At 44.9% G+C, this 24,413-nt stretch carries 20 protein-coding genes and 5 tRNA genes; 3 read left to right on the top strand and 22 right to left on the bottom strand.

The window, feature by feature from the left end; genetic code table 11:
- Positions 1-7 precede the first annotated feature (7 nt).
- From CSH93_RS11135 to CSH93_RS11090, 10 genes are all read right to left on the bottom strand, one after another.
- On the bottom strand, positions 8-571 hold the full coding sequence (locus tag CSH93_RS11135) for a PilX N-terminal domain-containing pilus assembly protein (protein ID WP_100643300.1): 564 nt from the start codon (positions 569-571) through the stop codon (positions 8-10).
- Positions 568-1,425, bottom strand: coding sequence for a PilW family protein (locus CSH93_RS11130; protein ID WP_100643299.1), 858 nt, complete (start codon positions 1,423-1,425; stop codon positions 568-570). The genes CSH93_RS11135 and CSH93_RS11130 overlap by 4 nt, the downstream gene beginning before the upstream one ends.
- Positions 1,422-2,003 carry a type IV pilus modification PilV family protein gene (locus CSH93_RS11125; protein WP_100643404.1) on the bottom strand — a complete coding sequence of 194 codons (582 nt, stop codon included), beginning with the start codon at positions 2,001-2,003 and terminating at the stop codon, positions 1,422-1,424. Before CSH93_RS11125 ends, CSH93_RS11130 begins: the two co-directional genes overlap by 4 nt.
- A gap of 237 nt (positions 2,004-2,240) precedes the next feature.
- Entirely contained in the window at positions 2,241-3,185 is a 945-nt protein-coding gene (gene ispH, locus CSH93_RS11120; protein WP_100643298.1) for a 4-hydroxy-3-methylbut-2-enyl diphosphate reductase, read from the bottom strand.
- 17 nt (positions 3,186-3,202) lie between these two features.
- A complete protein-coding gene (fkpB, locus tag CSH93_RS11115) occupies positions 3,203-3,664 on the bottom strand; it encodes an FKBP-type peptidyl-prolyl cis-trans isomerase (protein WP_100643297.1) in 462 nt (153 codons plus the stop codon).
- The gene (gene lspA, locus CSH93_RS11110) at positions 3,661-4,167 is read right to left on the bottom strand and encodes a signal peptidase II (protein ID WP_100643296.1); all 507 of its coding nucleotides are present in this window, start codon (positions 4,165-4,167) and stop codon (positions 3,661-3,663) included. The genes fkpB and lspA overlap by 4 nt, the downstream gene beginning before the upstream one ends.
- Positions 4,160-6,970, bottom strand: coding sequence for an isoleucine--tRNA ligase (gene ileS / locus CSH93_RS11105; protein ID WP_100643295.1), 2,811 nt, complete (start codon positions 6,968-6,970; stop codon positions 4,160-4,162). Before ileS ends, lspA begins: the two co-directional genes overlap by 8 nt.
- A gap of 21 nt (positions 6,971-6,991) precedes the next feature.
- Positions 6,992-7,921, bottom strand: coding sequence for a bifunctional riboflavin kinase/FAD synthetase (gene ribF, locus CSH93_RS11100; protein WP_100643294.1), 930 nt, complete (start codon positions 7,919-7,921; stop codon positions 6,992-6,994).
- A gap of 103 nt (positions 7,922-8,024) precedes the next feature.
- A complete protein-coding gene (murJ, locus tag CSH93_RS11095) occupies positions 8,025-9,581 on the bottom strand; it encodes a murein biosynthesis integral membrane protein MurJ (RefSeq protein WP_100643293.1) in 1,557 nt (518 codons plus the stop codon).
- 28 nt (positions 9,582-9,609) lie between these two features.
- Positions 9,610-10,035, bottom strand: a complete 426-nt coding sequence (locus tag CSH93_RS11090; RefSeq protein ID WP_100643292.1) for a CBS domain-containing protein — start codon at positions 10,033-10,035, stop codon at positions 9,610-9,612.
- A gap of 191 nt (positions 10,036-10,226) precedes the next feature.
- Here CSH93_RS11090 and rpsT point away from each other — a divergent pair, with 191 nt between their 5' ends.
- Entirely contained in the window at positions 10,227-10,490 is a 264-nt protein-coding gene (gene rpsT, locus CSH93_RS11085; protein ID WP_100643291.1) for a 30S ribosomal protein S20, read from the top strand.
- Between the two features lie 59 nt (positions 10,491-10,549).
- Here the strand turns inward: rpsT and CSH93_RS11080 are convergent, their stop codons facing one another.
- Complete coding sequence (locus tag CSH93_RS11080) at positions 10,550-11,503, bottom strand: tetratricopeptide repeat protein (protein WP_100643290.1); 954 nt, start codon at positions 11,501-11,503, stop codon at positions 10,550-10,552.
- Positions 11,504-11,730: 227 nt separating this feature from the next.
- On the opposite strand from CSH93_RS11080, the gene CSH93_RS11075 reads away from it, so the two are divergent.
- Entirely contained in the window at positions 11,731-13,128 is a 1,398-nt protein-coding gene (locus CSH93_RS11075; protein ID WP_100643289.1) for a M28 family peptidase, read from the top strand.
- Between the two features lie 351 nt (positions 13,129-13,479).
- Here the strand turns inward: CSH93_RS11075 and CSH93_RS11065 are convergent, their stop codons facing one another.
- From CSH93_RS11065 to CSH93_RS11015, 11 genes are all read right to left on the bottom strand, one after another.
- Entirely contained in the window at positions 13,480-15,369 is a 1,890-nt protein-coding gene (locus CSH93_RS11065; RefSeq protein ID WP_100643287.1) for a SurA N-terminal domain-containing protein, read from the bottom strand.
- Positions 15,370-15,595: 226 nt separating this feature from the next.
- On the bottom strand, positions 15,596-15,868 hold the full coding sequence (gene hupB / locus CSH93_RS11060; protein WP_100643286.1) for a nucleoid-associated protein HU-beta: 273 nt from the start codon (positions 15,866-15,868) through the stop codon (positions 15,596-15,598).
- 323 nt (positions 15,869-16,191) lie between these two features.
- Positions 16,192-18,540, bottom strand: a complete 2,349-nt coding sequence (gene lon / locus CSH93_RS11055; RefSeq protein WP_100643285.1) for an endopeptidase La — start codon at positions 18,538-18,540, stop codon at positions 16,192-16,194.
- A 124-nt stretch (positions 18,541-18,664) separates the two neighbouring features.
- Positions 18,665-19,939: an ATP-dependent protease ATP-binding subunit ClpX gene (clpX, locus tag CSH93_RS11050; RefSeq protein WP_100643284.1), complete on the bottom strand. Its 1,275-nt coding sequence runs from the start codon at positions 19,937-19,939 to the stop codon at positions 18,665-18,667.
- 59 nt (positions 19,940-19,998) lie between these two features.
- On the bottom strand, positions 19,999-20,622 hold the full coding sequence (clpP, locus tag CSH93_RS11045) for an ATP-dependent Clp endopeptidase proteolytic subunit ClpP (protein ID WP_100643283.1): 624 nt from the start codon (positions 20,620-20,622) through the stop codon (positions 19,999-20,001).
- 100 nt (positions 20,623-20,722) lie between these two features.
- On the bottom strand, positions 20,723-22,027 hold the full coding sequence (gene tig / locus CSH93_RS11040; RefSeq protein WP_100643282.1) for a trigger factor: 1,305 nt from the start codon (positions 22,025-22,027) through the stop codon (positions 20,723-20,725).
- A gap of 530 nt (positions 22,028-22,557) precedes the next feature.
- A tRNA-Pro gene (locus CSH93_RS11035) sits at positions 22,558-22,634 on the bottom strand.
- 14 nt (positions 22,635-22,648) lie between these two features.
- Positions 22,649-22,733 (bottom strand) — tRNA-Leu (locus tag CSH93_RS11030).
- A 5-nt stretch (positions 22,734-22,738) separates the two neighbouring features.
- Positions 22,739-22,814: transfer RNA gene (locus CSH93_RS11025), tRNA-His, on the bottom strand.
- Positions 22,815-22,898: 84 nt separating this feature from the next.
- Positions 22,899-22,975, bottom strand: a tRNA-Arg gene (locus CSH93_RS11020).
- 25 nt (positions 22,976-23,000) lie between these two features.
- Positions 23,001-23,077, bottom strand: a tRNA-Pro gene (locus tag CSH93_RS11015).
- A 477-nt stretch (positions 23,078-23,554) separates the two neighbouring features.
- Here CSH93_RS11015 and folD point away from each other — a divergent pair.
- Positions 23,555-24,409, top strand: coding sequence for a bifunctional methylenetetrahydrofolate dehydrogenase/methenyltetrahydrofolate cyclohydrolase FolD (gene folD / locus CSH93_RS11010; protein ID WP_100643281.1), 855 nt, complete (start codon positions 23,555-23,557; stop codon positions 24,407-24,409).
- Positions 24,410-24,413 lie beyond the last annotated feature (4 nt).

Genomic DNA, 24,413 nt, shown 5'->3' with positions numbered 1-24,413 from the left:
CTCCCCACTATTGCGAGGCTGGCGCAAATACTGATGCAGACATGCTGTTGGCTACCGCATAGGGTTTTCCAGCCACCTGCCCGCAACCGCGCACGATAAAAACATGACAATTGATATTGCTGCCACCAATGACGTTGCTAGAACCTCGACAAGCTTGCTCGCGCACAAACGCAGTACGCGACCAACTATTGATGGCTGGGCGACTATCAAATAATCCAGCAGCGTTATGATTATTACCCGTAATCAAACCCGCTTGAGTCACAGTGCGATTGGTCCATGTGGCGTTTTCATAGCAACTCATCGTCTGGACGGTAGGATCAAAAATGTTGCCCTGACGAGCATCCGAGAGTGGATCAGTCAAATTCGGGTCTGTTAGTAGAATTTCATCTTCTGATTCAAATACGACCCCGGCAATAGCGGCTTCCGCTGCATCGAATGCTAGCGAAGAGGTTTCCATCGAGGTCGCCATTTTACTTTGCATCAAGCTGCTTGAAACAGACGCTACTCCCAAAATAGTCAGCGAAAGCAAAATAAGCAGTGCAAATACGAGTACTAAGCCTTGTTGTCTCATACGCCAATACTCCGAACAAAATTTTTCATATTGCGAAGGGCAATAGTGATTTCAAATGGTTTATAGATATTGTCGGTTCCAGGTGTAATAGGGTCACCGCCGAGCAACACAAATGAAGGAGAATCACTTAAGTTAACTTCACCATCACCTTGCACAAGTACCGCTATGCGGACGGCTACAACCTGCCCATCATTCGCAAGTGCTGCTGGGAGTTCATCTGCGGGAATAAATTGCACAGGTCGCGCTGACGTATCACCTGCTAGATCTGCATCTGCAATTCCATACAAGACCTGAAAACTTTGTACGTCATCTAGCAAGGTGAATGCATTGTGTCCATTGTGTCCTGCTGCGGCTTTTAGTCCCCTCAAGTACCGCCCATCAAATCCTCTGCACTTTAATTCAGTGCCATCCATAAAATACTCATTCACCACATGAAACTCTGCACCATTGTTGTAACCAAGCGTATATCCTCTGCAATCCCTGTCACTTTGTAGGCTTACTACCAAAGTGTCATTGCTGCCCGCAGCGCCTTCAAGAGCACCTAGCGCAGGACGCGCGGGGAAATCACCAGGAACAGGAATTGGGTGGTTTTGCACAAATGCAGCTTCAGTAACGACGTCTACTGTTCTGTCCAATTGACCTGACAAAGGATCGTAGCGTCCCGCCATGATGACGTCAGTGCGAAGGCGATTAACAATAAACCGGCCACTCTCTTGGGCTGATGCTATCGCACGGTTAAGTTTATCAGTCACTGAATTACTCACCATCACTTGAATGATGGCGCCGGAAATGATTAACCCCAGAGTTAACGAAATCATTATCTCGATAAGGGTAAAACCCTGCTGACGTTTCATAGCACCACCTCTACAATCACACAATCGTGATCGCCAGTGCGGCCAATCAAACAATCGGGATTAAGCTCCCTGTCATTGGCTTGCCAGCTTTCTACAGGCCAAGCCAAGATGACCCTGTGGCGAGAACCAACACTACAGGCATCTGCGTCTGCAAGATTATTGTCATTACAACTGAGTTCGAGTTCGATTAATGGATTTGAATTAACAGCTGCGCATGACATTTCATAGGCATCGAAACTGGCGACTTCAGCCGCCGTACAGGGATTCTGTCGGCAATCAGGTATCGCGGCGGGATGCGCAAGACAATGGCACTGATAAGGATTGCCTGAAGTACCACAGCTTAAATTTTCGAAGTTGTACAGCGTCGTGTCAAAGTAAGCGTTATTGACAATGAGACCATCACCCTCTGTAGACGAAACAGCACTGGCGCGTAGACGCTCGCTCATTTGCTGAGCAACGAGCACAGCCTGAGTGCGACTGAGCGCGTCGGCATTGGCAAACGACCCAATAAATTGCAAAGAGGCAACACCGAGTAAACCTACAGAAAGGATGAATAAGGTAATTAGGACTTCAACCATGCCCACGCCTCTTTCTGAAGCGCCTACTGGCCTTACGTCTTTTCTTTTTAAACCTGCATATAACACCATAATGTCATCCTTGAGTTCACTTAAACGAGCACTAAGCGAACACTATTGCCTTTGTTGCCATGACAGACAATAGCGTAAATGTGTCAATGGATGGTTATAGTGAGGAATCAAAAGGTATAAAACTAGAGTACCTGTACCGATTCAACTCATCAGTACAGGCAATACTAACTAACTGATTTGCTTAACTCTTAGTTCCTTAGGGACTGCAAATTCCACGTTTTCTTCCCTTCCTTGACGTTCCGTCGCTGATGTCGCTCCCAACGTTTTTAATCGTTCAATTACGTCTTGTACTAACACTTCAGGCGCAGAGGCACCCGCTGTCACACCAATATGCTCAACTCCGTCGAGCCAGTCAACTTTGATGCACGAGGCACCGTCAATTAGATACGCTTTGGAACCTATTTTTTCGGCCAATTCACGTAATCGGTTTGAATTAGAGCTATTTTGAGCCCCTACAACCAATACGACATCACACTCGGCAGCAAGTTCACGAACAGCGTCTTGTCTATTTTGCGTAGCATAGCAAATATCATCTTTACGCGGCCCTTCTATCATCGGAAAACGCTCGCGCAGTGCATCAATGACCTCAGCTGTATCATCAACAGACAGAGTTGTTTGACTGCAATAATATAAATTAGCTGTATCTTTAACAGTTAACTTAGCAACATCCTCAATAGATTCAACCAGATAAATACCACCCTGTGGGTTGTGATACTGCCCCATTGTTCCTTCTACTTCTGGATGCCCTGCGTGACCAATAAGAATACATTCTGTGCCTCGCTTACTGGCACGGGTGACTTCCATATGCACTTTCGTCACCAATGGACATGTGGCATCGAATACTTTTAGGCCGCGCTCATCAGCTTCTTGTCTGACTTTTTGTGATACACCATGAGCACTGAAAATTACGATACTGTCATCAGGCACTTCAGCCACTTCGTCTACGAAAATAGCCCCACGTGCTTTTAAGCCATCTACCACGAAACGGTTGTGAACGACTTCATGACGCACATAAATAGGTGGTTGAAAAAGCTCTAACGCCCGTTCAACGATAGTGATAGCACGGTCGACGCCGGCACAGAAGCCGCGAGGGTTAGCGAGATGAATTTGCATATAATGCCCCGTAATGTCTAGTGCAATGAGGTTGGTTCAGGATTCCTGACCGCTAAAATTTCGACATCAAAGATAACGGTTTGACCAGCCAATGGATGATTAAAGTCAACGGTTACAGAGTCTCCTGCTACACTTCTGATGATGCCGGGTAACTCGCTACCATCTGGCTGCGCAAACCCCACAATCATACCCTCTTGTACGCCCTCTTCCAATTGAAAACGACTGCGTTCAAGGTGATAAATATTATCCGGATTCGGCATGCCGAATGCGTCCGTTGGAGCAAGCGTAAATGACTTACGGTCACCTTCTTTCAGGCCGATTAAACATGCTTCAAAGTTAGCGGTTAAACTGCCATCCCCCATCACCAATTTGGCTGGTTTATTGTTGACTCGCGTGCTATCTGCCGCCGAACCGTCTTCTAACTTGAGGTCGAAGTGCATTAGCACTTCGCTGTTTTCTCTGATGGTATCTTCGCTCATGGTGTCGCTTCAGACTCCTGATTGTCTTTGCTCAATAGCATGTCCAAAATCAATAAAGCGGCGCCGATGAAAATAGCGCTATCGGCAATATTGAACGCAGGCCAGTGCCACTGTTGATAATAAAAGTCGAGAAAATCTATTACGTAGCCATGCACTAAACGATCATACACATTCCCTATCGCGCCCCCCAAAATGAAGGTAAATGCGATGGGAAGTCTTAGTTGTGTCTTGGGTACCTGTTTCAACCAGTAGATTAACAGCGCACTGATGCCTATTGCGATTGCGGTAAAGAACCAGCGTTGCCAACCGCCTGCATCATGCAAAAAACTGAATGCGGCCCCGTAATTGTGTACGTAGGTCAAATTGAAAAAGGGCATCACTTCGATCGATTGATATAAGTCCATTTGCTCAACAACTGTAACTTTAGTCCACTGGTCAACAATGAAAACAACGATACTGATCCAGAGAAAGCGTAAGCCGGTATTTCTCAATACATTAGGCATACTGACGTTCCTCACCGTCGCCCGCGACATTGCTGACACAACGCCCACACAATTCTGGATGCTCAGCATCTTGACCAACATCATCGGTATAATGCCAGCAACGTACACATTTAGTGTCTTGCGTTTTATTAACCGCTACTTGAAGGCCTGGCACATCGGTTTCAATAGCATCTTCGGAGCTGCCTTCTATCACATCGGCTTTAGAGCAAATCAATACAAAACGCAATTCATCACCCAGCTTTGCAAGTTGCTCGGAGAGCTCTTTGCTCGCATAAAGTGTGACGTTCGCTTCTAATGAACCGCCAAGCTTGCCGTCTTTACGAGCACCTTCCAAACATCGGTTAACTGCCGTTTTAACCTTCATAATGGATTGCCAGAAGGCATTGTCAAATTGCATATCAACCGATTCAAAACCTTCATACCAAGTCTCTGTGAATACAAATTCATTGCGCTCACCTGGCATTGCCTCCCACACTTCCTGCGCGGTAAAACTCATGACTGGAGCCATCCATCGCACCAGTGCTTCGGCGATGTGATATAAAGCGGTTTGACATGAACGTCTTGCATGACCATCACCTTTCGCGGTGTATTGACGGTCTTTGATAATATCAAGATAGAAACTGCCCATCTCAATTGAACAAAACTGCATCAGAGCTTGCGTAACTTCTAACAAGTCATATCTTGAATAAGCATCAGCAATGTTCTTCTGTACATCAACGGCGCGTTGAACAGCCCATTGATCAAGGGCCACCATATCCGCCACGGCTACTTTATCTTTAACCGGATCGAATCCGTTTAAGTTCGCTAACAAGAAACGTGCTGTGTTACGGATACGACGATAGGCATCAGCTGAACGCTTCAAGATCTCATCTGACACAGCGATTTCACTGCGATAATCTGTTGATGCCACCCAAAGGCGCAGAATATCCGCCCCCAACTTGTTGGTCACATCCTGCGGTGACACAACATTACCCAACGACTTGGACATTTTTTTACCATCAGCATCAACTGTAAACCCGTGGGTTAACACTTGCTTATAGGGTGCATGACCGTGCATAGCGACGGAAGACATCAGCGAAGACATAAACCAACCACGATGTTGGTCCGAACCTTCCAGGTACAAATCTGCACCGGCTGGCAAATCATCACGGCAGTCGACCACAAAGTAATGCGTTACGCCTGAGTCAAACCATACGTCCAACGTATCTGTAACCTTTTCGTAATCTCCTGCATCAGCGCCTAGTAGATCCTCATCAGCCAGATCCCACCACGCCTGAATACCAGTCTTCTCTACGGCTTGTGCAACCGTTTCCATAATACGCGTTGACTCAGGGTGTAATTCACCGCTGACTTTGTGAATAAATAGTGGAATTGGTACGCCCCATGTACGCTGACGTGATATACACCAATCTGGACGGCCTTCCACCATGCTTTCAATGCGGCTTTCGCCCCATGCCGGGATCCATTGAGTTTTATGAATCTCATCAATTGAATCTTTACGTAAATGTTTTTTGTCCATGCTCACAAACCACTGCGGCGTTGCACGGAAAATTATCGGCGTTTTATGTCGCCAGCAATGTGGATAACTGTGCTCGTACTTAACATTCAAAAGCAAGTTGCCTGAGGCCTCTAACGCTTCAATGATAGCGTCGTTCGCTTTAAAAACGTGCATACCTTCAAACTGAGGAGTACCCGGTAAATACACACCATTCCCACCCACTGGGTTATACACTTCAATATCGTATTGCTTACCCACGTTGAAGTCGTCAACACCGTGTGCTGGTGCAGTGTGAACACAGCCGGTACCTGATTCGGTTGTAACATGTTCACCGAGGATCACCGGCACCTGTATATCTAATAGAGGGTGTTGCAATTGAACTCGCTCTAGTGACTGACCCGACGTAGTGGCAACAATTTCAACATCATCCGCCGCATAACGTTGAGCACAGCTTTCAACCAAGTCTTCAGCAAGGATCAAGCTGTGAACCTTTCCTGCGATGGTCATGTTAACCAACGCATAAGGCAATTCAGGGTGTAGTGACACTGCACGGTTTGCAGGAATTGTCCATGGCGTTGTCGTCCAGATAACTAACGCGGCCTGAGCGGTTGTGTCTTCTGCGACACCGAATATTCCAGCAAGAGCGCTTTGATCAACGACAGGAAATGCAACATCAATAGCTGGCGAAATCTTATCTTTATATTCAACTTCAGCTTCAGCCAATGCAGAGCCACAATCTGTACACCAATGCACGGGTTTGAAGCCTTTCTCAACGTGACCATTTTCGACGATTTTTGATAACGCACGAATAATGTTCGCTTCAGATTGGAAATCCATGGTTTTATAAGGATTATCCCAGTCACCGAACACGCCTAATCGAACGAAATCCGCTAACTGACCATCAATTTGCTTTTGTGCATATTCACGGCATTTTTGTCTAAATTCAGCGGTTGAAACTTTGTGGCCTGGTTTACCTACCTTTTTCTCAACCATCAACTCAATCGGAAGGCCGTGACAATCCCATCCCGGTACATATGGTGAATCAAAATCCGCTAACGTTTTTGATTTAACAATAATGTCTTTAAGAATTTTATTAACCGCATGACCGATATGAATATTGCCGTTCGCGTAAGGAGGGCCATCGTGCAAAATAAAAGGCTTCTTACCTTGCTTGGCTGCTCGGATCTTTGCATACAAGTCCTTCTGCTGCCATTTTTTGAGCATTTCAGGTTCTCGCTGCGCAAGGTTACCGCGCATCGGGAACGAAGTATCAGGCAAGTTTAAGGTGGCTTTGTAGTCACTCATGCGTCTATGGTTCCAATTGTGTTAAATAGTCGATGCTAACAAGGTTTTGGCCTGTTCAGCATCTTGGATAATTTGTTGTTTAAGCGCGTCAAAAGACGCAAATCTCTGTTCTTCTCGCAACTTGGCAATAGGTATTACATTGATACGTTTACCATACAAATTGTGAGCAAAATCAAACACGTGCACTTCAAGTTGCGCTCGTGTACCGTCTACAGTAGGTCGATGACCTATGTTGGCAACTCCCGCATAAAGCGTATTTTCAATACGCACATGCACCGCAAAAACACCTGAAATGGGGCTTTTGAGGCGTTTAAGTAATACATTTGCCGTTGGAAAGCCGATAGTTCTGCCGAGCTTTTCACCGTGTATGACTTTCCCAGATATCGTAAATGGGCGCCCTAACATCGATTCAGCCAATGAAAATTCACTGCGTTCGAGGGCTTCACGTATCGCTGTCGAACTCACACGACATTTGGCCAGCAATAAACTTTTCGTGTTAACTACCGAAAAACCATTTTGCTGCCCGGCGTCGACCAACATGGCAAAATCGCCTGCGCGACCTTTGCCAAAGCGAAAGTCATCGCCAACGACCAAAAACCTTACACCCAACCTATTGACTAATAAATCTTGGGTAAACGTTTGCGGCGACTGACCCGCAAAATCATGATTAAACTTAACGCAGATAAGACGGTCGATGCCAAGCGCTTCAAGCGCTTGATACTTATCCCTCAACGTACTCAATCGAGCAGGCGCTGACGAAGGCATAAATACTTCTTCTGGCTGAGGTTCAAATACCATCACGGTGGCCGGTAATTGGCGAGCACGAGCTTGCTCAATTAGCTGTTTCAACACAGCCTGATGACCTAAATGCACACCATCGAATTTACCAATGGTTAATACGCACCCTTTATGCCGTTCTCGCAAATTGTGTACGCCGTGCACCAGTTCCACGTACTGCCCTCAATTAACTGCTCTGTTCTAAGCGGGAGTTTAAACAAAGCTCGCGATTATAAACGACCTTGAATTGAATACCAATTACTGTAGCGGTTTTATTCTACGCATTACCATGGCGAATATGGCGAGGACGGATCCCCATCAGCAATAATCCAGCAAAGAACACTAATCCAGCAGTGACAATTCTTTCTGCCAACCAACCTATTCGCTGCATTTCAGCCATCAAAGACCAATCTAACTCAGGGCGCCAAAGTACAAATAAAGCCATCCCAATAGCCGCGATAAAGACTCTCAAGACGAACCATAATGTGTGGGGAGACAACTTGAACACGCCTTGAGAAGACAATGCCCAATATAACAAAGCGGCGTTTAACGTAGCGGACAGACTGGTAGCAAGCGCTAAACCAATGTAACCAAAGGGTATAGCCAGAATGATATTAAATACCATATTTGCCGCCATGCTCCAGATCCCAAACTTCACCGGCGTTTTAGTATCATGACGAGAGAAGTATCCTGGCGCCAGAACTTTCACAAGCATAAAGCTCAGTAAGCCCGTTGAGTACGCCATGAGGCTTAAAGATGCCATATACGCAGTTTCAGCTGTGAATGCACCACGCTGGAAAATAACGGTCAAAATCGGCTCAGCCAAAACAAATAATCCAGTCGCAGCAGGTATCCCCAGCAAGCACACCATACGCACAGCCCAATCCATATTATTCGCAAACTGTACAGCGTTCTTGCTCACGTGGTCACGGGACAGCGCGGGTAAAATAACGGTTGCGATCGCTATGCCAAAGAGTCCGAGTGGGAACTCTAACAAACGATCAGAATAATAAAGCCAACTGATTGACCCCGTCACCAGAAAGCTCGCGATAAGCGTATCCAATAACAGGTTAATTTGACTAACACTCACACCAAACAAGGCTGGGATCATCAATTTGCGAACTTTCACCACCCCAGGGTCGTTCCAGCCCCAACGCGGCCTCACTAAGTAACCCGCGCGATATAAAAAGGGTAGTTGAAATAAAAGCTGAACAATACCGCCAATAAACACCCCCCACGCAAGGGCAAAAGCGGGCTGCTCTAAGTGGGGAGACAAATACCACGCACACAGAATGATACAAATATTCAACAGTACTGGCGTGAAAGCCGCCACGGCAAAACGATTAATCGTGTTTAATACCGCGCCTGATACCCCCACGAGTGAGATGAAGGCAATATAAGGAAATGTGATCTTGAGCATCGTCGATGCAAGCTCGAACTTCGCCCCATCCGGTTGATGATTTAAGTAGTCAAGGAACCAACCGGTGCCAAATAGCGCGGCCAATACGGGGGAGCCAATGACACCTAAAATGGCAATGACAAATACGATTGCACCTAGTGTGCCTGAGACCTGTGCGACAAACTCTCGTTGACGCGCGTTGTCTTCATTGTGATGAACTTCCGTTAATACCGGTACAAAAGCTTGTGAAAAAGCGCCTTCAGCGAATAAACGGCGGAGGAAATTGGGGATCTTATTCGCAAAGAAGAAGACGTCTGCAGCTGCTCCATCGCCCATAATAAGGGCAACTACGGCGTCTCGGACTAAACCGAGCACGCGTGAAATAAAAGTCATTGCGCTGACAATGATACCGGATTTTAATAATTTTGAAGCCAACGCTAATGCCTATGATCAGGAGATGAATTTACTCGGCTAACAATTTAATTGCCAGTTTGACAAAGTCTGATGAGGTCAACATGCCAATCACACGATGCTCTTCATCGACAACGGGCAAGCAACCGTGTTTATTCTGTAAAAAGAAGGACGCCACGCTCTTGACATCATCACTGGCTTTAACCGTATCAAAGTCGGTCAACGCCACTTCCATAATATTGGTGTCCGCTTCATGCTCAGCTAATTTCGCACCACCATAGGTTGCCATTAAGCCAAACACTTTAGCAATCAACGATTTTTGGGTCACAATACCGACCAACTTGTCAGATTTGGGATCGACAATCGGCAAATGGCGGATGCCTTTCTCGCGTGTGACGCTATGCGCATGATGCAAGGTTGTATCAGGAGACAAGGAAAAAACGGGTGTCGTCATCACGTCTGCAACAGTGAGAGTCATAATACGTCCTTTTGCTTATTCTGTTATGCAACTAATCGTGGTGTAGATTACCCCATCCACTGTACCAGTGTCATTAATCTCCCGCACACAAATACTAAGATAGCTGACACGCTTAAAAACAGTTGACTTTAGGCGCTTGAATAGGCACAATCCGCACCCTTAATTTTTACCTGTTTTTTGGGAGTTACACCTTGGCTAACATTAAGTCTGCTAAGAAACGTGCCATCCAGGCCGAAAAGCGTCGTCAGCACAACGCCAGTCGTCGCTCCATGACTCGCACCAGCTTGAAAAAAGTTGTTGCGGCTATTGAAGCTGGCGATAAAGCCGCTGCACAAACTGCGTTCGTGGCGGCTCAGCCGATTCTAGACCGCATGGCTGCACGTGGTTTGATCCATAAGAATAAAGCTGCTCGTCATAAGAGCCGCCTAGCTGCACAAATTAAAGCGCTAGCTTAATTTACCAGTTTATATTCAATAAAAAGGCGCCTGTTGGCGCTTTTTTTGTACTTCATGATTCAGTCATTTAGCTGTTGATTCGCGCTAATTTGAGCGTCAAGTGATTGGTAAAGCAATAGTTGATAGCGAGGCATGTCAGGAATAGTCGAGGCGGATAACAAATCTGAAGCCTCCGTGAAACGTTCTTGTAATATATAGTTTTCGACTAATTTTAATCGTGTATGGTTCATACCAACTTCACTGCCTGGATGCTTAGCCCATTCACGCAAAGCTGAACTAAAGTATTCTTCAGCCATTGTATAATTTTTCAAATTGCTGAAACCCGTCGCGACGTTATGTAACACCGAAACCCTTCGCACATCATCTGGTGTTAAATCATAAATACTTAATGCCTTCTGATAATAAGATAACGATGATTCAAGCTGACCTGCGTACTTAAATGTATGTCCAAGCGCAATCAATAGATCGGCCAAACCATCCGGTTCAGAGACCCGTTCAATGTTAGGAATAAGCGATTTCGCAAACAACATTGCTTGTTCGTTCAATTCAGGTATGTATGTGTACAAATTTAGGATATCAGCACTTCTGAATGGGTCTGGATATGACTCGTTAATTTGAGCGACCAGTGTCACGGCTTTGTCTAGGTACCGACGCCCTTCAGCTTTTTTACCATCTAATAACAGTACCTTTGAATGCAATGTATACACCGTTGCTTTAAAAACCATAGGTGATTGCTGATCAACTAACACTGACAATAACTCACTACGCAACGTTGGATATTGCTGCATTTCAATGAGAGCCAGCAGTTTCATCATCGTTAAACGATACCACTCTCGGCTCCCCTCTGGTAATGCACTAAGGGAGGACTCAGTTTGTGCTAAACAAGCATGAGGTGAAGCGAGACAATCGCCGCGAACGTCGTATAGATTATCCGCAACAGCGCCAAGCGGTATAACCAGATACATGATCATCAAAATGTATCTGAATGTGAGCGTAATATTATGTAACTGCATTCTTCCCGCGCATCAAAGAGACTTACCGCCGTCGCCGCCTATGATTCTTTAAGCGACCAATAAGCCGACCGTTACGATTAGATTTTGAATTATGATGCTAATCATACCATCAAAACTGACGTTTAACCGACGCTTTAGGGGTTTAGCCGAAGATAGCCAATGGTACCTCTTCATCCCTAGAGTGACTTCAGTTAGACTCCTATTACACCTATCATCAAGGAACATCAATGCTATCCATAAAGAAAAGCCTGTTGCTTGGCCTAGCTTGTTTATCAACAATTGCCTGTGCCGCGACATCCACTCAACAAGCGCATACATCCGATAAATCGCTTGCAGACATAGCGGCCAATTCAACGCTAGCCTATGACGTAGTTAAGTCTCTTACGGTCGAAGTCGGTCCTCGCATACCGGGAAGCGAAGGAGATAAGCGTGCGGTAGAATGGGCTAAAAACAAATTTGCAGAGTTAGGCTTTGATCGCATTACCTCACAACCGGTTAGAGTCAGAAACTGGTCGAGAGGATTAGCTGACGCTAAGATAGTTGCGCCATTTAAACAAGACCTAGTGATAACTGCCCTAGGCGGCTCTATCGCGACTCCAGAAGGTGGCCTAGTTGCAGATGTGATCATGGTCGATTCAATGCAAGCACTCACTGAGCTAAAACCGGATGATGTTGCTGGCAAAATTGTTTTTATCAATCATAGAATGGAACGCGATAAGGCCGGCAGAGGATACGGACCGGTTGTCAGTGGTCGCGTTCAGGGTGCAGTAGAAGCCGCCAAACTGGGCGCTAGTGCTGTACTGATCCGCTCGGTAGGAACCGACAATTCAAGATTCGCCCACACGGGCATTATGCGTTACAGCGACGATGTAGAAAAGATCCCCGCAGGCGCATTGTCAAACGCGGATTCTGACACGGTTGAAGCTATGATCCATGCAGGTCACACCGTTACACTCGATGTGGATCTAAGAGCAAAAGAATTAGGCTGGCAGACTTCCTATAATGTTATTGGCGACTTTATCGGAACTGAGCGTCCAGACGAAATCGTGTTAATTTCTGCTCATTTGGACTCTTGGGATGAAGGCACCGGCGCGTTGGATGATGGTGCCGGTGTGGGTATTGTGATGGCTGCGGCAAAATTAGTTAAGGACGTTGTTGGGCAGCCTAAACGAACGGTTCGTGTCGTCTTATACGCGGCTGAAGAAATAGGGCTTCTCGGCGGCAACGAATATGCACGCGTTGAAAAAGATAATCTAGGTAAACTAATTGTCGCGGCTGAAAGTGATTTCGGCGCTGGCCGAATCTATCGCTTAGACACTCGCTTCGATGAGAAAGCACTTCCTTTGGCTGAGCAATTACATGCGGCCCTAGCGCCTTTAGGCGTTGAGAAAGGCAATAACGAAGCCGGTGGCGGTCCAGATGTTTCGATGCTACCCAAGCACGGTGTACCTGTTGTTAGCTTGCGCCAAGACGGCACCTACTATTTTGACTATCACCACACACCAAATGACACCTTGGATAAAATTGACCCCGCCGAGTTACAACAAAATTTAGCTGTTTGGGCCATCTTTACCGATTTTATGGCTAATACATCCATAGAACCACGTCCAGCCCCTGCTCTATAATCAATTATTCCCACTGGATCACTCAATATAATCCAGTGGGCTTTTTGGGTTTAGATGCCGTATAAATGCATTGTTCAGCATAACTGTTTGAGGAAGGATTAAGCTTTGATACGTTTACTTTTTTTAGTACCGGTTTTGTTGTGCTTGGTGTGGGTCGTTTACCTTAAATCGCAGGGCTATTCGGTTCGACAGGGTAAACAAGGATTCAAATATATCCTTATATTCTCTACCGGTTTAGCCATCGCTTACACCGTTCTATTGTTTATTACTCAATCACAATACTGACTTTATTGCAGCAACAAAAAAGCCCCGCTTCACATACGAAGCGGGGCTTTTTTATATCATCTAGACTTATTGCACCAATATCGCCACGTCAGCATTGCTGCGCAACGCATCTACGAATGCTTGGTAATTAGTCTGGCTGAAATTAGACGCTAATCGTTGTTTAAACGCTGTCACCTGTGCTTCTTCAGGCATTTCCGGCGTATTGACAGCAACCAGCTTCACTAACGCTGCATCACCGTTCGACTTCGCTACAGTTGTAAACTCTTGCCCAGCATCTAATCCCAAAGTAAACGCTTGCTCAACAACCTGAATGCCTGGAGTATTCATGCTACGGGTAATATCGCTAAATGACTCCCACGCCAATGATTTTTCGGTTAGCGCTTCTTCGATTGATTCTCCGGCTTGCAACTTCAACATAAGCTCGTCAGCAAAGGCAAGGGCCGCCTGTTGCGCACGCTCACGGCGAAGCATATCTTCGATAGATGTAGCAACCTCTTCCAATGCTTTCGTACGTTGAGGTTCATGCTCTGCAACACGAACAACAATCACATGATCTTCACTCACTTCAATCAGATCTGAGTTGACTCGCTCTTCAATTAACTCAGGACTAAACGCGACCGCGAGCACTTGCGGATAATTAACCATCGCTGGCGCAGCACCATTTGTAAACAGTTCAGTTTCTTGTACCTGAGTACCCGCAGCGCCGGCTACATCTTGCAACGTGTCTGGAATTTCAAAGGCTAATTGAGCCATGTCCTGTTGACGTGCATAAAACATTTCTGTTGCTTTATCTGTCAACAGTATCGTGCGTATGTCCTCTGACACTTCCGCTAAAGGCGTGACTTGTTCAGGTCTGATATCCGTTAATTTGATGATATGGAAACCAAAATCACTGCGAACCACTTCAGACGTGTTGCCCACTTCCGCCAACGAAAATGCAGCTTCTTCAAACGCGGGATCCATAATGTCGCGACCGAAAAAGTCTAGGTCACCACCGTTTTCAGCACTGAATGCATCATCAGACTCTGTAGATGCTAATTCTGCAAAATCTTCACCCGCTTGCACACGCGCTAATATAGCAGCCGCTTTAGCTTCCGCAGCATCTTCATCTTCTCCGAACTCTACGAGGATGTGTGAAACGCGACGCTCTTCTTCAGTCATATATGAACGTTTGTTCAACGTATAATATTCAGAAATTTCATCTTCTGTAACATCAACTTCGCCGAGCAAATCACTGACTCGCAACTCAACGAAACTTAATGCTACACGCTCCTGCGTATCGTACTGTTCTAAATTTGCCTGATAATAGCTTTGTACATCTTGCTCAGTAACTTCGACATCAGCAGAAAAAGGTTCAGACGCGATCGATAATACGTCAATGTTACGTTGCTGATCTTGTAGCAAACCAATCCGGCTGGCCTCAGCTGTTAAAGCAAACTCACTGCCAGCCAATGCTCGCGCCAATTGCTCGCGCGTCATCTCAGCACGCATATAATCACGGAATGTATTTGGCTTAAAACCGGCTTGCTGGATAATGGCTTGATAACGATCGTTATTGAACTGACCACCCACTTGGAATTCCGGCATATTTAGGATGGCTTCGCGTATTTGTGCATCGCTCACGCGCAAGCCCAATTCAACCGCTTTTTGTTCAACCAGTTGCTCTCCAATTAAGCGATCTAACACGCCCAAACGGAACTCACGCAAGTAGTCAGGATTTGCAAACAGTGCTGCAACACCTTCACCAAACTGATTTTCAATGCGAGCACGTTCATTTTGGTATGCACGCTCTAAGGTGTTTTGTTGTATCTCCACACCATTCACTTTAGCAACAGCTGTTTCGGTTGAACCTGTAAGGTAACTGCCAACACCTGCAAACACGAAGCTCAAAACGATAAGTGCAATAATCACCATCGCCCAAGGACCCTGAGCCCCTTCTCTTATTTTCTCTAACATGGCTTATAAAATCTCCATAAAACCATTTATTTTGTAAACTCTAGCGTAAAGCCCACATTCATTTCAGGCCGCGAATTATACCGCATTCAGAAAATTTCTCGACAGGTTATTTCCACATTAAAGGCTGAGATACGAGATAAAGATGTGAGTTTGCAGATATTGTACTAATGAAATAAAAAAGCCTCTGAAGATCAGAGGCTTTTTCGAACTTAAGCGAAACGAGTAATTAGTTACAAGCGTCTTTAAGTGCTTTACCAGCTTTGAAAGAAGGTACTTTCGCTGCTGCGATTTGAATTGTTTGGCCAGTTTGTGGGTTACGACCGCTACGAGCTGCACGCTCTCTAACTGAGAATGTACCAAAACCAACAAGTGCTACTTGATCACCATCTTTAAGAGCTGCAGTTACTGCGTCAGTGAAAGCGTCTAGAGCACGTCCAGCTGCTGCTTTAGAAATATCTGCGCTTGCAGCGATGGTATCAATGAGTTGAGACTTGTTCACAATAAGATCCCCTTCGGTTGTTATTATTTGTGTGGCAAAACCGTTTTTGCCATGTGGTTATAGCAAGCTTGAATAATAACATCAAGCGTCCATTTACAATTTATTAACTTCTACTGAATCGCTGCCACCCCTTTGGTGGCAAAGGCTTGAAGCGAATACCCATTAAAGGTATCACAACTATTTCCAGTTTGAAGCTATATTCGTTAAAAAAGTGAAAAAAAAACCGCTCAATTGGTTATTTTTTAATCTATTGAGCGGTTTTTATGCCTTTACGTCTATATTAGGGTGTATCGCTACATTAAAAATCCCTGCAAAAACGGGAATTATTTTTCTATCTTAAACGATTCCACTGGCTCTTGAAGTGCCAAATCAAGCACCTCATCAATCCATTTTACTGGGTGGATCGATAAATCTTTCTTCACATTTTCTGGAATTTCTTCCAAGTCACGTTCATTTTCATGAGGAATAATGACGGTTTTAATGCCACCTCGGTGCGCTGCAAGAAGCTTCTCTTTCAAACCACCTATCGCTAACACTTCCCCGCGAAGCGTAATTTCACCGGTCATCGCCACATCGCATTTAACTGGATTCCCAGTTAAACAAGATACCAACGCTGTGCACATTCCAATACCAGCACTGGGGCCATCTTTTGGAGTAGCGCCTTCAGGCACGTGCACATGGATATCGCGCTTCTCATGAAAATCGCTGTTGATACGTAGTTTTTCAGCTCGGCTTCGAACGACGGTCATCGCAGTCTTAATCGACTCCTGCATCACATCACCCAAAGAGCCGGTAAAGGTCATCTTTCCTTTCCCTGGTACAGCGGTGGTCTCTATCGTTAATAAATCCCCACCCACTTGAGTCCACGCTAGGCCGGTGACTTGACCAATTTGGTTTTCTTTATCAGCTTTTCCATAATCAAATCGCTGCACACCTAAATAGTCTTTAAGGTTTTCCTGCGTGACAACCACTTTGTCGGACTTAGGGTTTAGTAAAATATGTTTAACCGCTTTACGACAAACCTTTGAGATCTCGCGCTCTAAACTTCTAACACCTGCCTCTCTGGTGTAATAACGGATCATCCCCAGTATCGCCGAATCCGTTATTTCTAATTCTGCATCTTTCAATCCGTTGCGTTCGATTTGCTTTGAAACCAAGTGGCGTTGCGCAATGTTTAACTTCTCGTCTTCGGTATAGCCCGACAAACGAATCACTTCCATACGATCTAACAAAGGACCCGGTATATTCATGCTGTTTGATGTAGCGACAAACATGACGTCCGACAGATCATAATCAACTTCTAAATAGTGATCGCTAAATGAACTGTTTTGCTCTGGATCCAACACTTCCAATAAGGCTGAGGAAGGATCGCCGCGCATATCCGATGACATTTTATCGATTTCATCTAATAAAAAGAGCGGGTTTTTCACACCAACTTTCGACATTTTCTGGATCAGCTTACCCGGCATAGACCCTATGTAGGTGCGGCGATGACCACGAATTTCAGCTTCATCTCTAACACCGCCTAACGCCATACGAACATATTTTCGCCCTGTCGCCTTCGCAATAGACTGACCTAAAGAGGTTTTACCTACACCCGGTGGACCAACAAGACATAAAATAGGCCCTTTTAATTTTTTAACACGTTGTTGAACGGCGAGATATTCAATGATGCGCTCTTTAACTTTCTCGAGACCATAATGATCAGCATCGAGGATCTTCTCCGCCTTGGCCAGATCCTTTTTAACCGCAGAACGTTTATGCCACGGCACCCCCGTTAGCCAATCAATATAACTGCGTACCACAGTAGCTTCTGCTGACATCGGAGACATCATCTTGAGCTTTTTAAGTTCTGCAGAAGCTTTATCTTTAGCCTCTTGTGGCATTTTTGCTTCTTCAATCTTAGTATTCAGCGCTTCGAATTCATCAGGTGCTTCATCTAACTCACCCAACTCTTTCTGGATCGCTTTCATCTGTTCATTCAGATAATACTCGCGCTGGCTTTTCTCCATTTGCTTTTTAACGCGGGTACGAATTTTCTTTTCGACCTGAAGAACATCAATCTCACCTTCCATCAATGCCATTAAATATTCGATGCGCTCATTGACGCTCGACATTTCTAGCACTTTTTGCTTCTCTGCTAACTTCAGTGGCATGTGTGCTGCCATGGTATCAGCTAAGCGAGCAGCATCTTCTATACCATTTAAAGAGGTTAACACTTCCGGTGGTATCTTTTTGTTTAACTTAACATAGCCCTCAAACTGAGAGACTGCAGAACGGGTTAATACGTCTTGCTCACTGTCACTGATAGGTTCATCGCTCATTCGCTCAACATCAGCAGCAAAATACGGTTCGGTTTTACTTAAACCTTCTACCTGGCCACGTACATTACCTTCTACCAAAACCTTAACAGTGCCATCAGGCAGTTTTAATAACTGTAAAATTGTTGCAATGGTGCCAACATGAAAAATGTCCTCTTGTTGAGGCTCATCTACACCGGCATCTTTTTGGGCAACTAAAAATATTTGTTTATCATTTGCCATCGCTGCGTCTAAACAACGAATAGACTTCTCCCGCCCAACAAAAAGCGGAATAACCATATGCGGATAAACAACGACATCTCGCAATGCCAATACTGGCATCTCAATCCGTTGTACTTGCTCTTTAGACATGCTTTCTCTCTTAAACTGCTTATCGTTCTTATATGGGGTTTGGGTAAGAAAGTTCAATCACTGTATCAAGAATAGAGCAACAGAGAATAAAAAAAAGGCCCTTTTAAGGGCCTTTTCAAGTTATTTATTCAGATGCTGCTTTTTTATCCTGAGAATCGTATATCAGGATAGGGTTTGACTCGCCTTTTATAACCGACTCATCAATCACCACTTTGCTGACATTTTCCATCGACGGTAAGTCATACATGGTGTCCAATAATACGGCCTCAACAATTGAGCGTAATCCGCGTGCTCCTGTTTTACGTTGCATCGCTTTTTGCGCAATAGCATGTAAGGCATCTTCACGGAATTCCAATTCAGTATCTTCGATAGCAAACAATGCCGCATACTGTTTTGTAATCGCATTCTTTGGTTCACGTAAGATTTGGATCAACGCATCTTCACTTAACTCTTCCAAGCTAGTAACCACTGGTAGGCGTCCAATGAATTCTGGGATCAGACCATACTTGACCAAATCCTCAGGTTCAACTTGACGGAATAGCTCAGTCAACTGCTTGTTGTTTTGCGTATCTTTTACTTTAGCGCCAAACCCGATTCCGGTGCCTGTGTGCGCACGTTGTTCAATCACTTTATCAAGACCGGCAAATGCACCACCACAGATAAATAGAATTTTTGACGTATCAACCTGCAAGAATTCCTGCTGAGGATGCTTTCGGCCACCTTGTGGTGGTACTGATGCAACCGTTCCTTCGATTAGCTTGAGTAGCGCTTGTTGTACACCTTCCCCGGAAACATCACGCGTAATTGATGGATTGTCGGATTTTCTTGAAATCTTATCAATCTCATCAATGTAGACAATACCACGTTGGGCCTTCTCTACATCGTAATCGCATTTTTGCAATAGCTTCTGGATGATATTTTCAACATCTTCGCCAACATATCCGGCTTCAGTTAGTGTTGTCGCATCTGCCATTGTGAAAGGTACATCGAGCAATCGCGCGAGTGTCTCAGCCAATAGGGTTTTACCACTACCGGTTGGGCCGATGAGTAGAATATTACTTTTGCCAAGTTCGACACCATCATGCACATCACCATTGCGCAAACGTTTATAGTGATTGTACACGGCAACCGACAACACTTTTTTCGCATGTTCTTGGCCGATTACGTAATCATTCAAATGCGCATGGATTTCTTGCGGCTTTGGTAACGCATCTTGTTCTTGCTTAGGTGCAATTTCTTTTATTTCTTCACGAATAATGTCATTGCACAACTCAACACATTCATCGCATATGAACACTGAGGGACCGGCAATAAGTTTTCGAACTTCATGCTGGCTTTTCCCACAGAATGAGCAGTACAGTAATTTATTATCACCATCACCGTTTTGCTTGTCTGTCATGTATCGATTGCCTCTACTATTAAACTAAGCAGTCACCTACTTATACTTAGTCTAGTCGATTATGCGCCTAATGCGTCATCTCGATTAGACAATACTTTATCAATTAAACCATATTCTTTGGCTTCAGTCGCACTTAAAAAGTTATCGCGGTCGGTATCCTGCGCGACTTTTTCATACGGCTGGCCAGTATGGTTTGCCATCAATCTATTCAATTTCTCTTTGATAGACAGAATTTCTTTGGCATGTATTTCAAAATCAGACGCCTGGCCTTGGAACCCACCTAATGGCTGGTGGATCATGACGCGAGAGTTCGGTAAGCAATAACGTTTACCTTTAGCTCCGCCTGACAATAAAAATGCGCCCATACTCGCGGCCTGACCTACGCAAACCGTACTAACGTCAGGTTTAATGAAGTTCATTGTGTCGTAAATCGCCATCCCCGCCGTCACTGAGCCACCCGGCGAGTTAATATATAAATAGATATCTTTCTCAGGATTTTCGGCTTCAAGAAACAACATCTGTGCCACGATAAGGTTGGCCATGTGATCTTCCACCTGCCCCACTAAGAAAATGACATTCTCTTTCAATAGCCGAGAATAGATGTCGTAGGAACGCTCACCCTTGGACGTTTGCTCAACTACCATAGGGACGAGTGCATTAGCAGGGTCAAAAACATTGTGCATGTCAAAAAGGCCTTATTTCAAACTAGAAAAAAAAATGCTCGGGAAGTACCGAGCATTTAATCAGTTGCTGACTATAAAAGTCAATGTTCAAGGACGTTGATTACGCCTGTTTGTTCATGATCTCATCAAAGTCTTTTTTAACTTCTTTAGTCTTAGCGTTATCTGCAATCCAATCAATCGCCTGATCTTCTAGCGCAACGTTCTTCATTTGTTGCATCAATTCATCATTTGACTTGTAGTATTCAATTACTTCGCTTGGATCTTCATAAGCAGAAGCCATAGATTCGATCAATGCATCAACACGTGCATCGTCTGCTTCCAAGCTTTCTTTCTTGATGATTTCACCTAAAAGAAGACCTACAGAAACGCGACGCTTTGCGTTGTCCATAAACAAATCAGCTGGAAGTTCTGGTAAGTTCTGGCCTTGACCTTGTTGCTGGAAACGTTGCTTAGCTTGTTCACGAAGCGCATTTACTTCTTGATCAACCAATGCTTGTGGCAGATCTAACTCATTCTTCTCTAGAAGAGCTGCGATTACGTTTTCTTTAAGCTGTGACTTCAACGTTTGGTCTAGCTCACGCTGCATGTTTTTCTTAACTTCTTCACGCAGAGCTTCTACACCACCTTCTTCGATACCGAATAACGTAGCAAACTCGTCGTCAACTTTTGGTAAAGCCTGACCTTCTACTTTCTTCACTGTGATAGCAAAGCTAGCGTTTTTACCTTTAAGTGCTTCGGCATGATAATCTTCAGGGAACGTTACTTCAGTAACGAATTCTTCACCCTTCTTTGCACCCACTAGGTCTTTTTCGAAACCAGGGATCATGCGATCCTTACCAAGCTCAAGTGTAAAGTCTTCAGCCTTACCACCAGCGAATTCTTCACCGTCGATAGTACCAACAAAATCGATCACTACGCGGTCATCTTTCTTCGCTTTACGCTTAACTTCTTTCCACTCTGCATGTTGTTTTTGTAAAGTAACCATCATGTTGTCTAAATCTTTATCTTTGATTTCTACAACTGGCTTTTCAATTTTTAGTTTATCAACGTCTTTTACTTCGATTTCTGGATAAACTTCAAAAGATGCGATGAATTCGAAATCTTCACCATCTTTGTCATTCTTCAGTTCGAATGAAGGGTAACCAGCTGGTGTGATCTTCTCTTGAACAATCGCTTCATAAAAGTTGCGCTGCATCACATCGCCTGCAATTTCTTGACGAACAGCTGTACCGAAACGTTTTTGGATGACCGATACAGGTACTTTACCTGGACGGAAACCGTTAATACGTTGTGTTTTAGCCAATTGCTGTAGGCGTGATTTAACAGCACTGTCAATTGCATCAGCAGGAACAGTGATAGTAAGACGGCGTTGTAAACCTTCAGTCGTCTCAACAGAAACTTGCATTATAATACCTCAACTATGCGCCGGATGACGCGCTTACAAATCAGATGTTTAATAACAGCCAATGCCGCCCCAACACCTTTTCTTATGTGGCGCTTTGTTTGGCGTCGGTTAAAAAAAGACGCGGTAGTATACAGGCTAGCCAAGTTAGAGTCGAGATGTAAAAGCCATTTTCATCGCTTATTGATCACGCGATTTCATTTACCTGGAGTGAATGGGTAAAAATTAGGCGCTTTATGGGTGAAAAGTGTATACAAAGACACGTCGTTTACCCGCTATGAATTGCGATAAAAAAAAGCTTTTCACCGCTATTGATAACGATAAACACTATGGGTTCATTGAAGAAACGAAGTTCACGAATAGGGTTTCAACAAAGACCGTTTTGGAGAAGAACCAAAACTAATAAGTAGGCATCTAGTAGACGAAAGGCTCATGATTGCAATCACCAGACGCTTAAAAGTTGAGCAATCTGACTATGACGAGTCATATGGCGCTTCAATTTCGATGTCTGGAATTAATTAAGAGTAATAAAATGGTCGGTGAGATAGGATTCGAACCTACGACCCCTTGGACCCAAACCAAGTGCGCTACCAAGCTGCGCCACTCACCGACAATAAAATAAGATGGTGCGGAAGGAGAGACTTGAACTCTCACGCCGTGAAGCACTGGAACCTAAATCCAGCGTGTCTACCAATTCCACCACTTCCGCAAAAATGGGGTGGACGATGGGATTTGAACCCACGACAACCGGAATCACAATCCGGGGCTCTACCAACTGAGCTACGCCCACCATAATGATTTGTTCAGACCATTATAGTCTAGTTAATCTTGCTGAGTACACTATCCCTTTGGTTCTCATTTACCGACCGCCAAATGGCGCGTCCGGCAGGATTCGAACCTGCGACCCACGGCTTAGAAGGCCGTTGCTCTATCCAGCTGAGCTACGGACGCGTAGCGAATCTGTGCAAGATTAAAGTGGTCGGTGAGATAGGATTCGAACCTACGACCCCTTGGACCCAAACCAAGTGCGCTACCAAGCTGCGCCACTCACCGAACCTAGTAGACATGCTATTCAGCACCTCTACGGGGGGCGCATATTACCGACTTGCCCCTATCTCGTCAAACACTTTTAGCATTAATTTTTTAGTTGTTTAAATTGCATTCAAATTGCGCTCTTTTAAGGCATTAAATTACTCAAAAACTCTTCGATGAGCGCTAAACATCTGTACATCAGCACCTTGCCAATAATTAAAAGAAACGCATACCCTGACAATGTCTAAAGGAAAATGCTCCCAGCAAAGTATAGGCGTTTAAAGTGCGTGACTCCTTCGTTCTGAAGCTTTAGATAATATTCCTGCAATGATGATTTTGTTCCAACCGTCATCCACTAAGCGGGATTTGGTGCCACCAGTAGCGCCCAAGGAGGCAGTATTATTAGTAATCGGCAAAATAAATCAGTACGTAACGATTGAATCTAGCCATCGATCCGTGGGATCATAACGCTAAGCTTCAAATCCAAAGAGTAAGTAAATGTCAGCCCATCGAATTGACGGTAAAGTCATCGCCAAACAAGTACGCGATGATGTCGCTAATTATGTTGCATCGTTAAAGGAAACGAAGAAACGATTACCCGGATTAGCGGTCGTTTTAGTCGGTTCAGATCCTGCGTCACAAGTCTACGTCAATAACAAGACAAAAGCGTGTGAAGAAGTGGGCTTTGTGTCCAAGTCTTACGACCTACCGGCGACTACCAAGCAGGACGATTTACTGGCTTTAGTCGATGAACTCAACGCAGACGACACTATTGACGGTATTCTAGTGCAATTACCCTTGCCTGCTGGGTTAGATGCTGAAGCCATTTTAGAACGCATTCATCCACACAAAGACGTTGATGGTTTTCATCCATACAATATAGGTCGACTAGCACAACGTATTCCAGCGTTACGCCCTTGTACACCGAAAGGCATAATGACCATGATCGCAGCTACCAAGCGCCCCATCAAAGGTCTTGACGCGGTTATCGTAGGCGCATCCAATATTGTCGGTCGTCCCATGTCATTAGAATTATTGTTAGCCGGATGCACTGTAACGACCTGCCACAAGTTCACTAAGGACCTGCATGCACACGTGAGTAGAGCCGACCTATTGGTAGTTGCGGTAGGTAAAGCTAACTTTATTCCGGGCGAATGGATTAAGCCTGGCGCAATAGTGATTGATGTTGGTATCAACCGCTTAGGAGATGGTCGTTTGGTGGGCGATGTAGAATATGACAAGGCCGCAGAAGTCGCTGGTTGGATTACCCCCGTACCCGGTGGCGTAGGGCCAATGACTGTCGCAAGCTTGATAGAGAACACCCTTGAAGCCTACATCAAGTTCCATTCCTAAACTA

Source organism: Neoalteromonas facilis (genome assembly GCF_002807665.1).
GTDB lineage: Bacteria > Pseudomonadota > Gammaproteobacteria > Enterobacterales > Alteromonadaceae > Alteromonas_E > Alteromonas_E facilis.
This window is presented reverse-complemented; position numbering and strand designations above follow the sequence as displayed.

Coding starts and splice junctions, on each gene's coding strand:
- lon (WP_100643285.1), bottom strand. CDS start 18,540: ATGTCTAAAGAGCAAGTACAACGGATTGAGATGCCAGTATTGGCATTG.
- CSH93_RS11080 (WP_100643290.1), bottom strand. CDS start 11,503: ATGCAGTTACATAATATTACGCTCACATTCAGATACATTTTGATGATC.
- CSH93_RS11090 (WP_100643292.1), bottom strand. CDS start 10,035: ATGACTCTCACTGTTGCAGACGTGATGACGACACCCGTTTTTTCCTTG.
- clpP (WP_100643283.1), bottom strand. CDS start 20,622: ATGCACAATGTTTTTGACCCTGCTAATGCACTCGTCCCTATGGTAGTT.
- CSH93_RS11075 (WP_100643289.1), top strand. CDS start 11,731: ATGCTATCCATAAAGAAAAGCCTGTTGCTTGGCCTAGCTTGTTTATCA.
- CSH93_RS11125 (WP_100643404.1), bottom strand. CDS start 2,003: ATGGTTGAAGTCCTAATTACCTTATTCATCCTTTCTGTAGGTTTACTC.
- CSH93_RS11135 (WP_100643300.1), bottom strand. CDS start 571: ATGAGACAACAAGGCTTAGTACTCGTATTTGCACTGCTTATTTTGCTT.
- fkpB (WP_100643297.1), bottom strand. CDS start 3,664: ATGAGCGAAGATACCATCAGAGAAAACAGCGAAGTGCTAATGCACTTC.
- ileS (WP_100643295.1), bottom strand. CDS start 6,970: ATGAGTGACTACAAAGCCACCTTAAACTTGCCTGATACTTCGTTCCCG.
- tig (WP_100643282.1), bottom strand. CDS start 22,027: ATGCAAGTTTCTGTTGAGACGACTGAAGGTTTACAACGCCGTCTTACT.
- clpX (WP_100643284.1), bottom strand. CDS start 19,939: ATGACAGACAAGCAAAACGGTGATGGTGATAATAAATTACTGTACTGC.
- ispH (WP_100643298.1), bottom strand. CDS start 3,185: ATGCAAATTCATCTCGCTAACCCTCGCGGCTTCTGTGCCGGCGTCGAC.
- folD (WP_100643281.1), top strand. CDS start 23,555: ATGTCAGCCCATCGAATTGACGGTAAAGTCATCGCCAAACAAGTACGC.
- CSH93_RS11130 (WP_100643299.1), bottom strand. CDS start 1,425: ATGAAACGTCAGCAGGGTTTTACCCTTATCGAGATAATGATTTCGTTA.
- CSH93_RS11065 (WP_100643287.1), bottom strand. CDS start 15,369: ATGTTAGAGAAAATAAGAGAAGGGGCTCAGGGTCCTTGGGCGATGGTG.
- lspA (WP_100643296.1), bottom strand. CDS start 4,167: ATGCCTAATGTATTGAGAAATACCGGCTTACGCTTTCTCTGGATCAGT.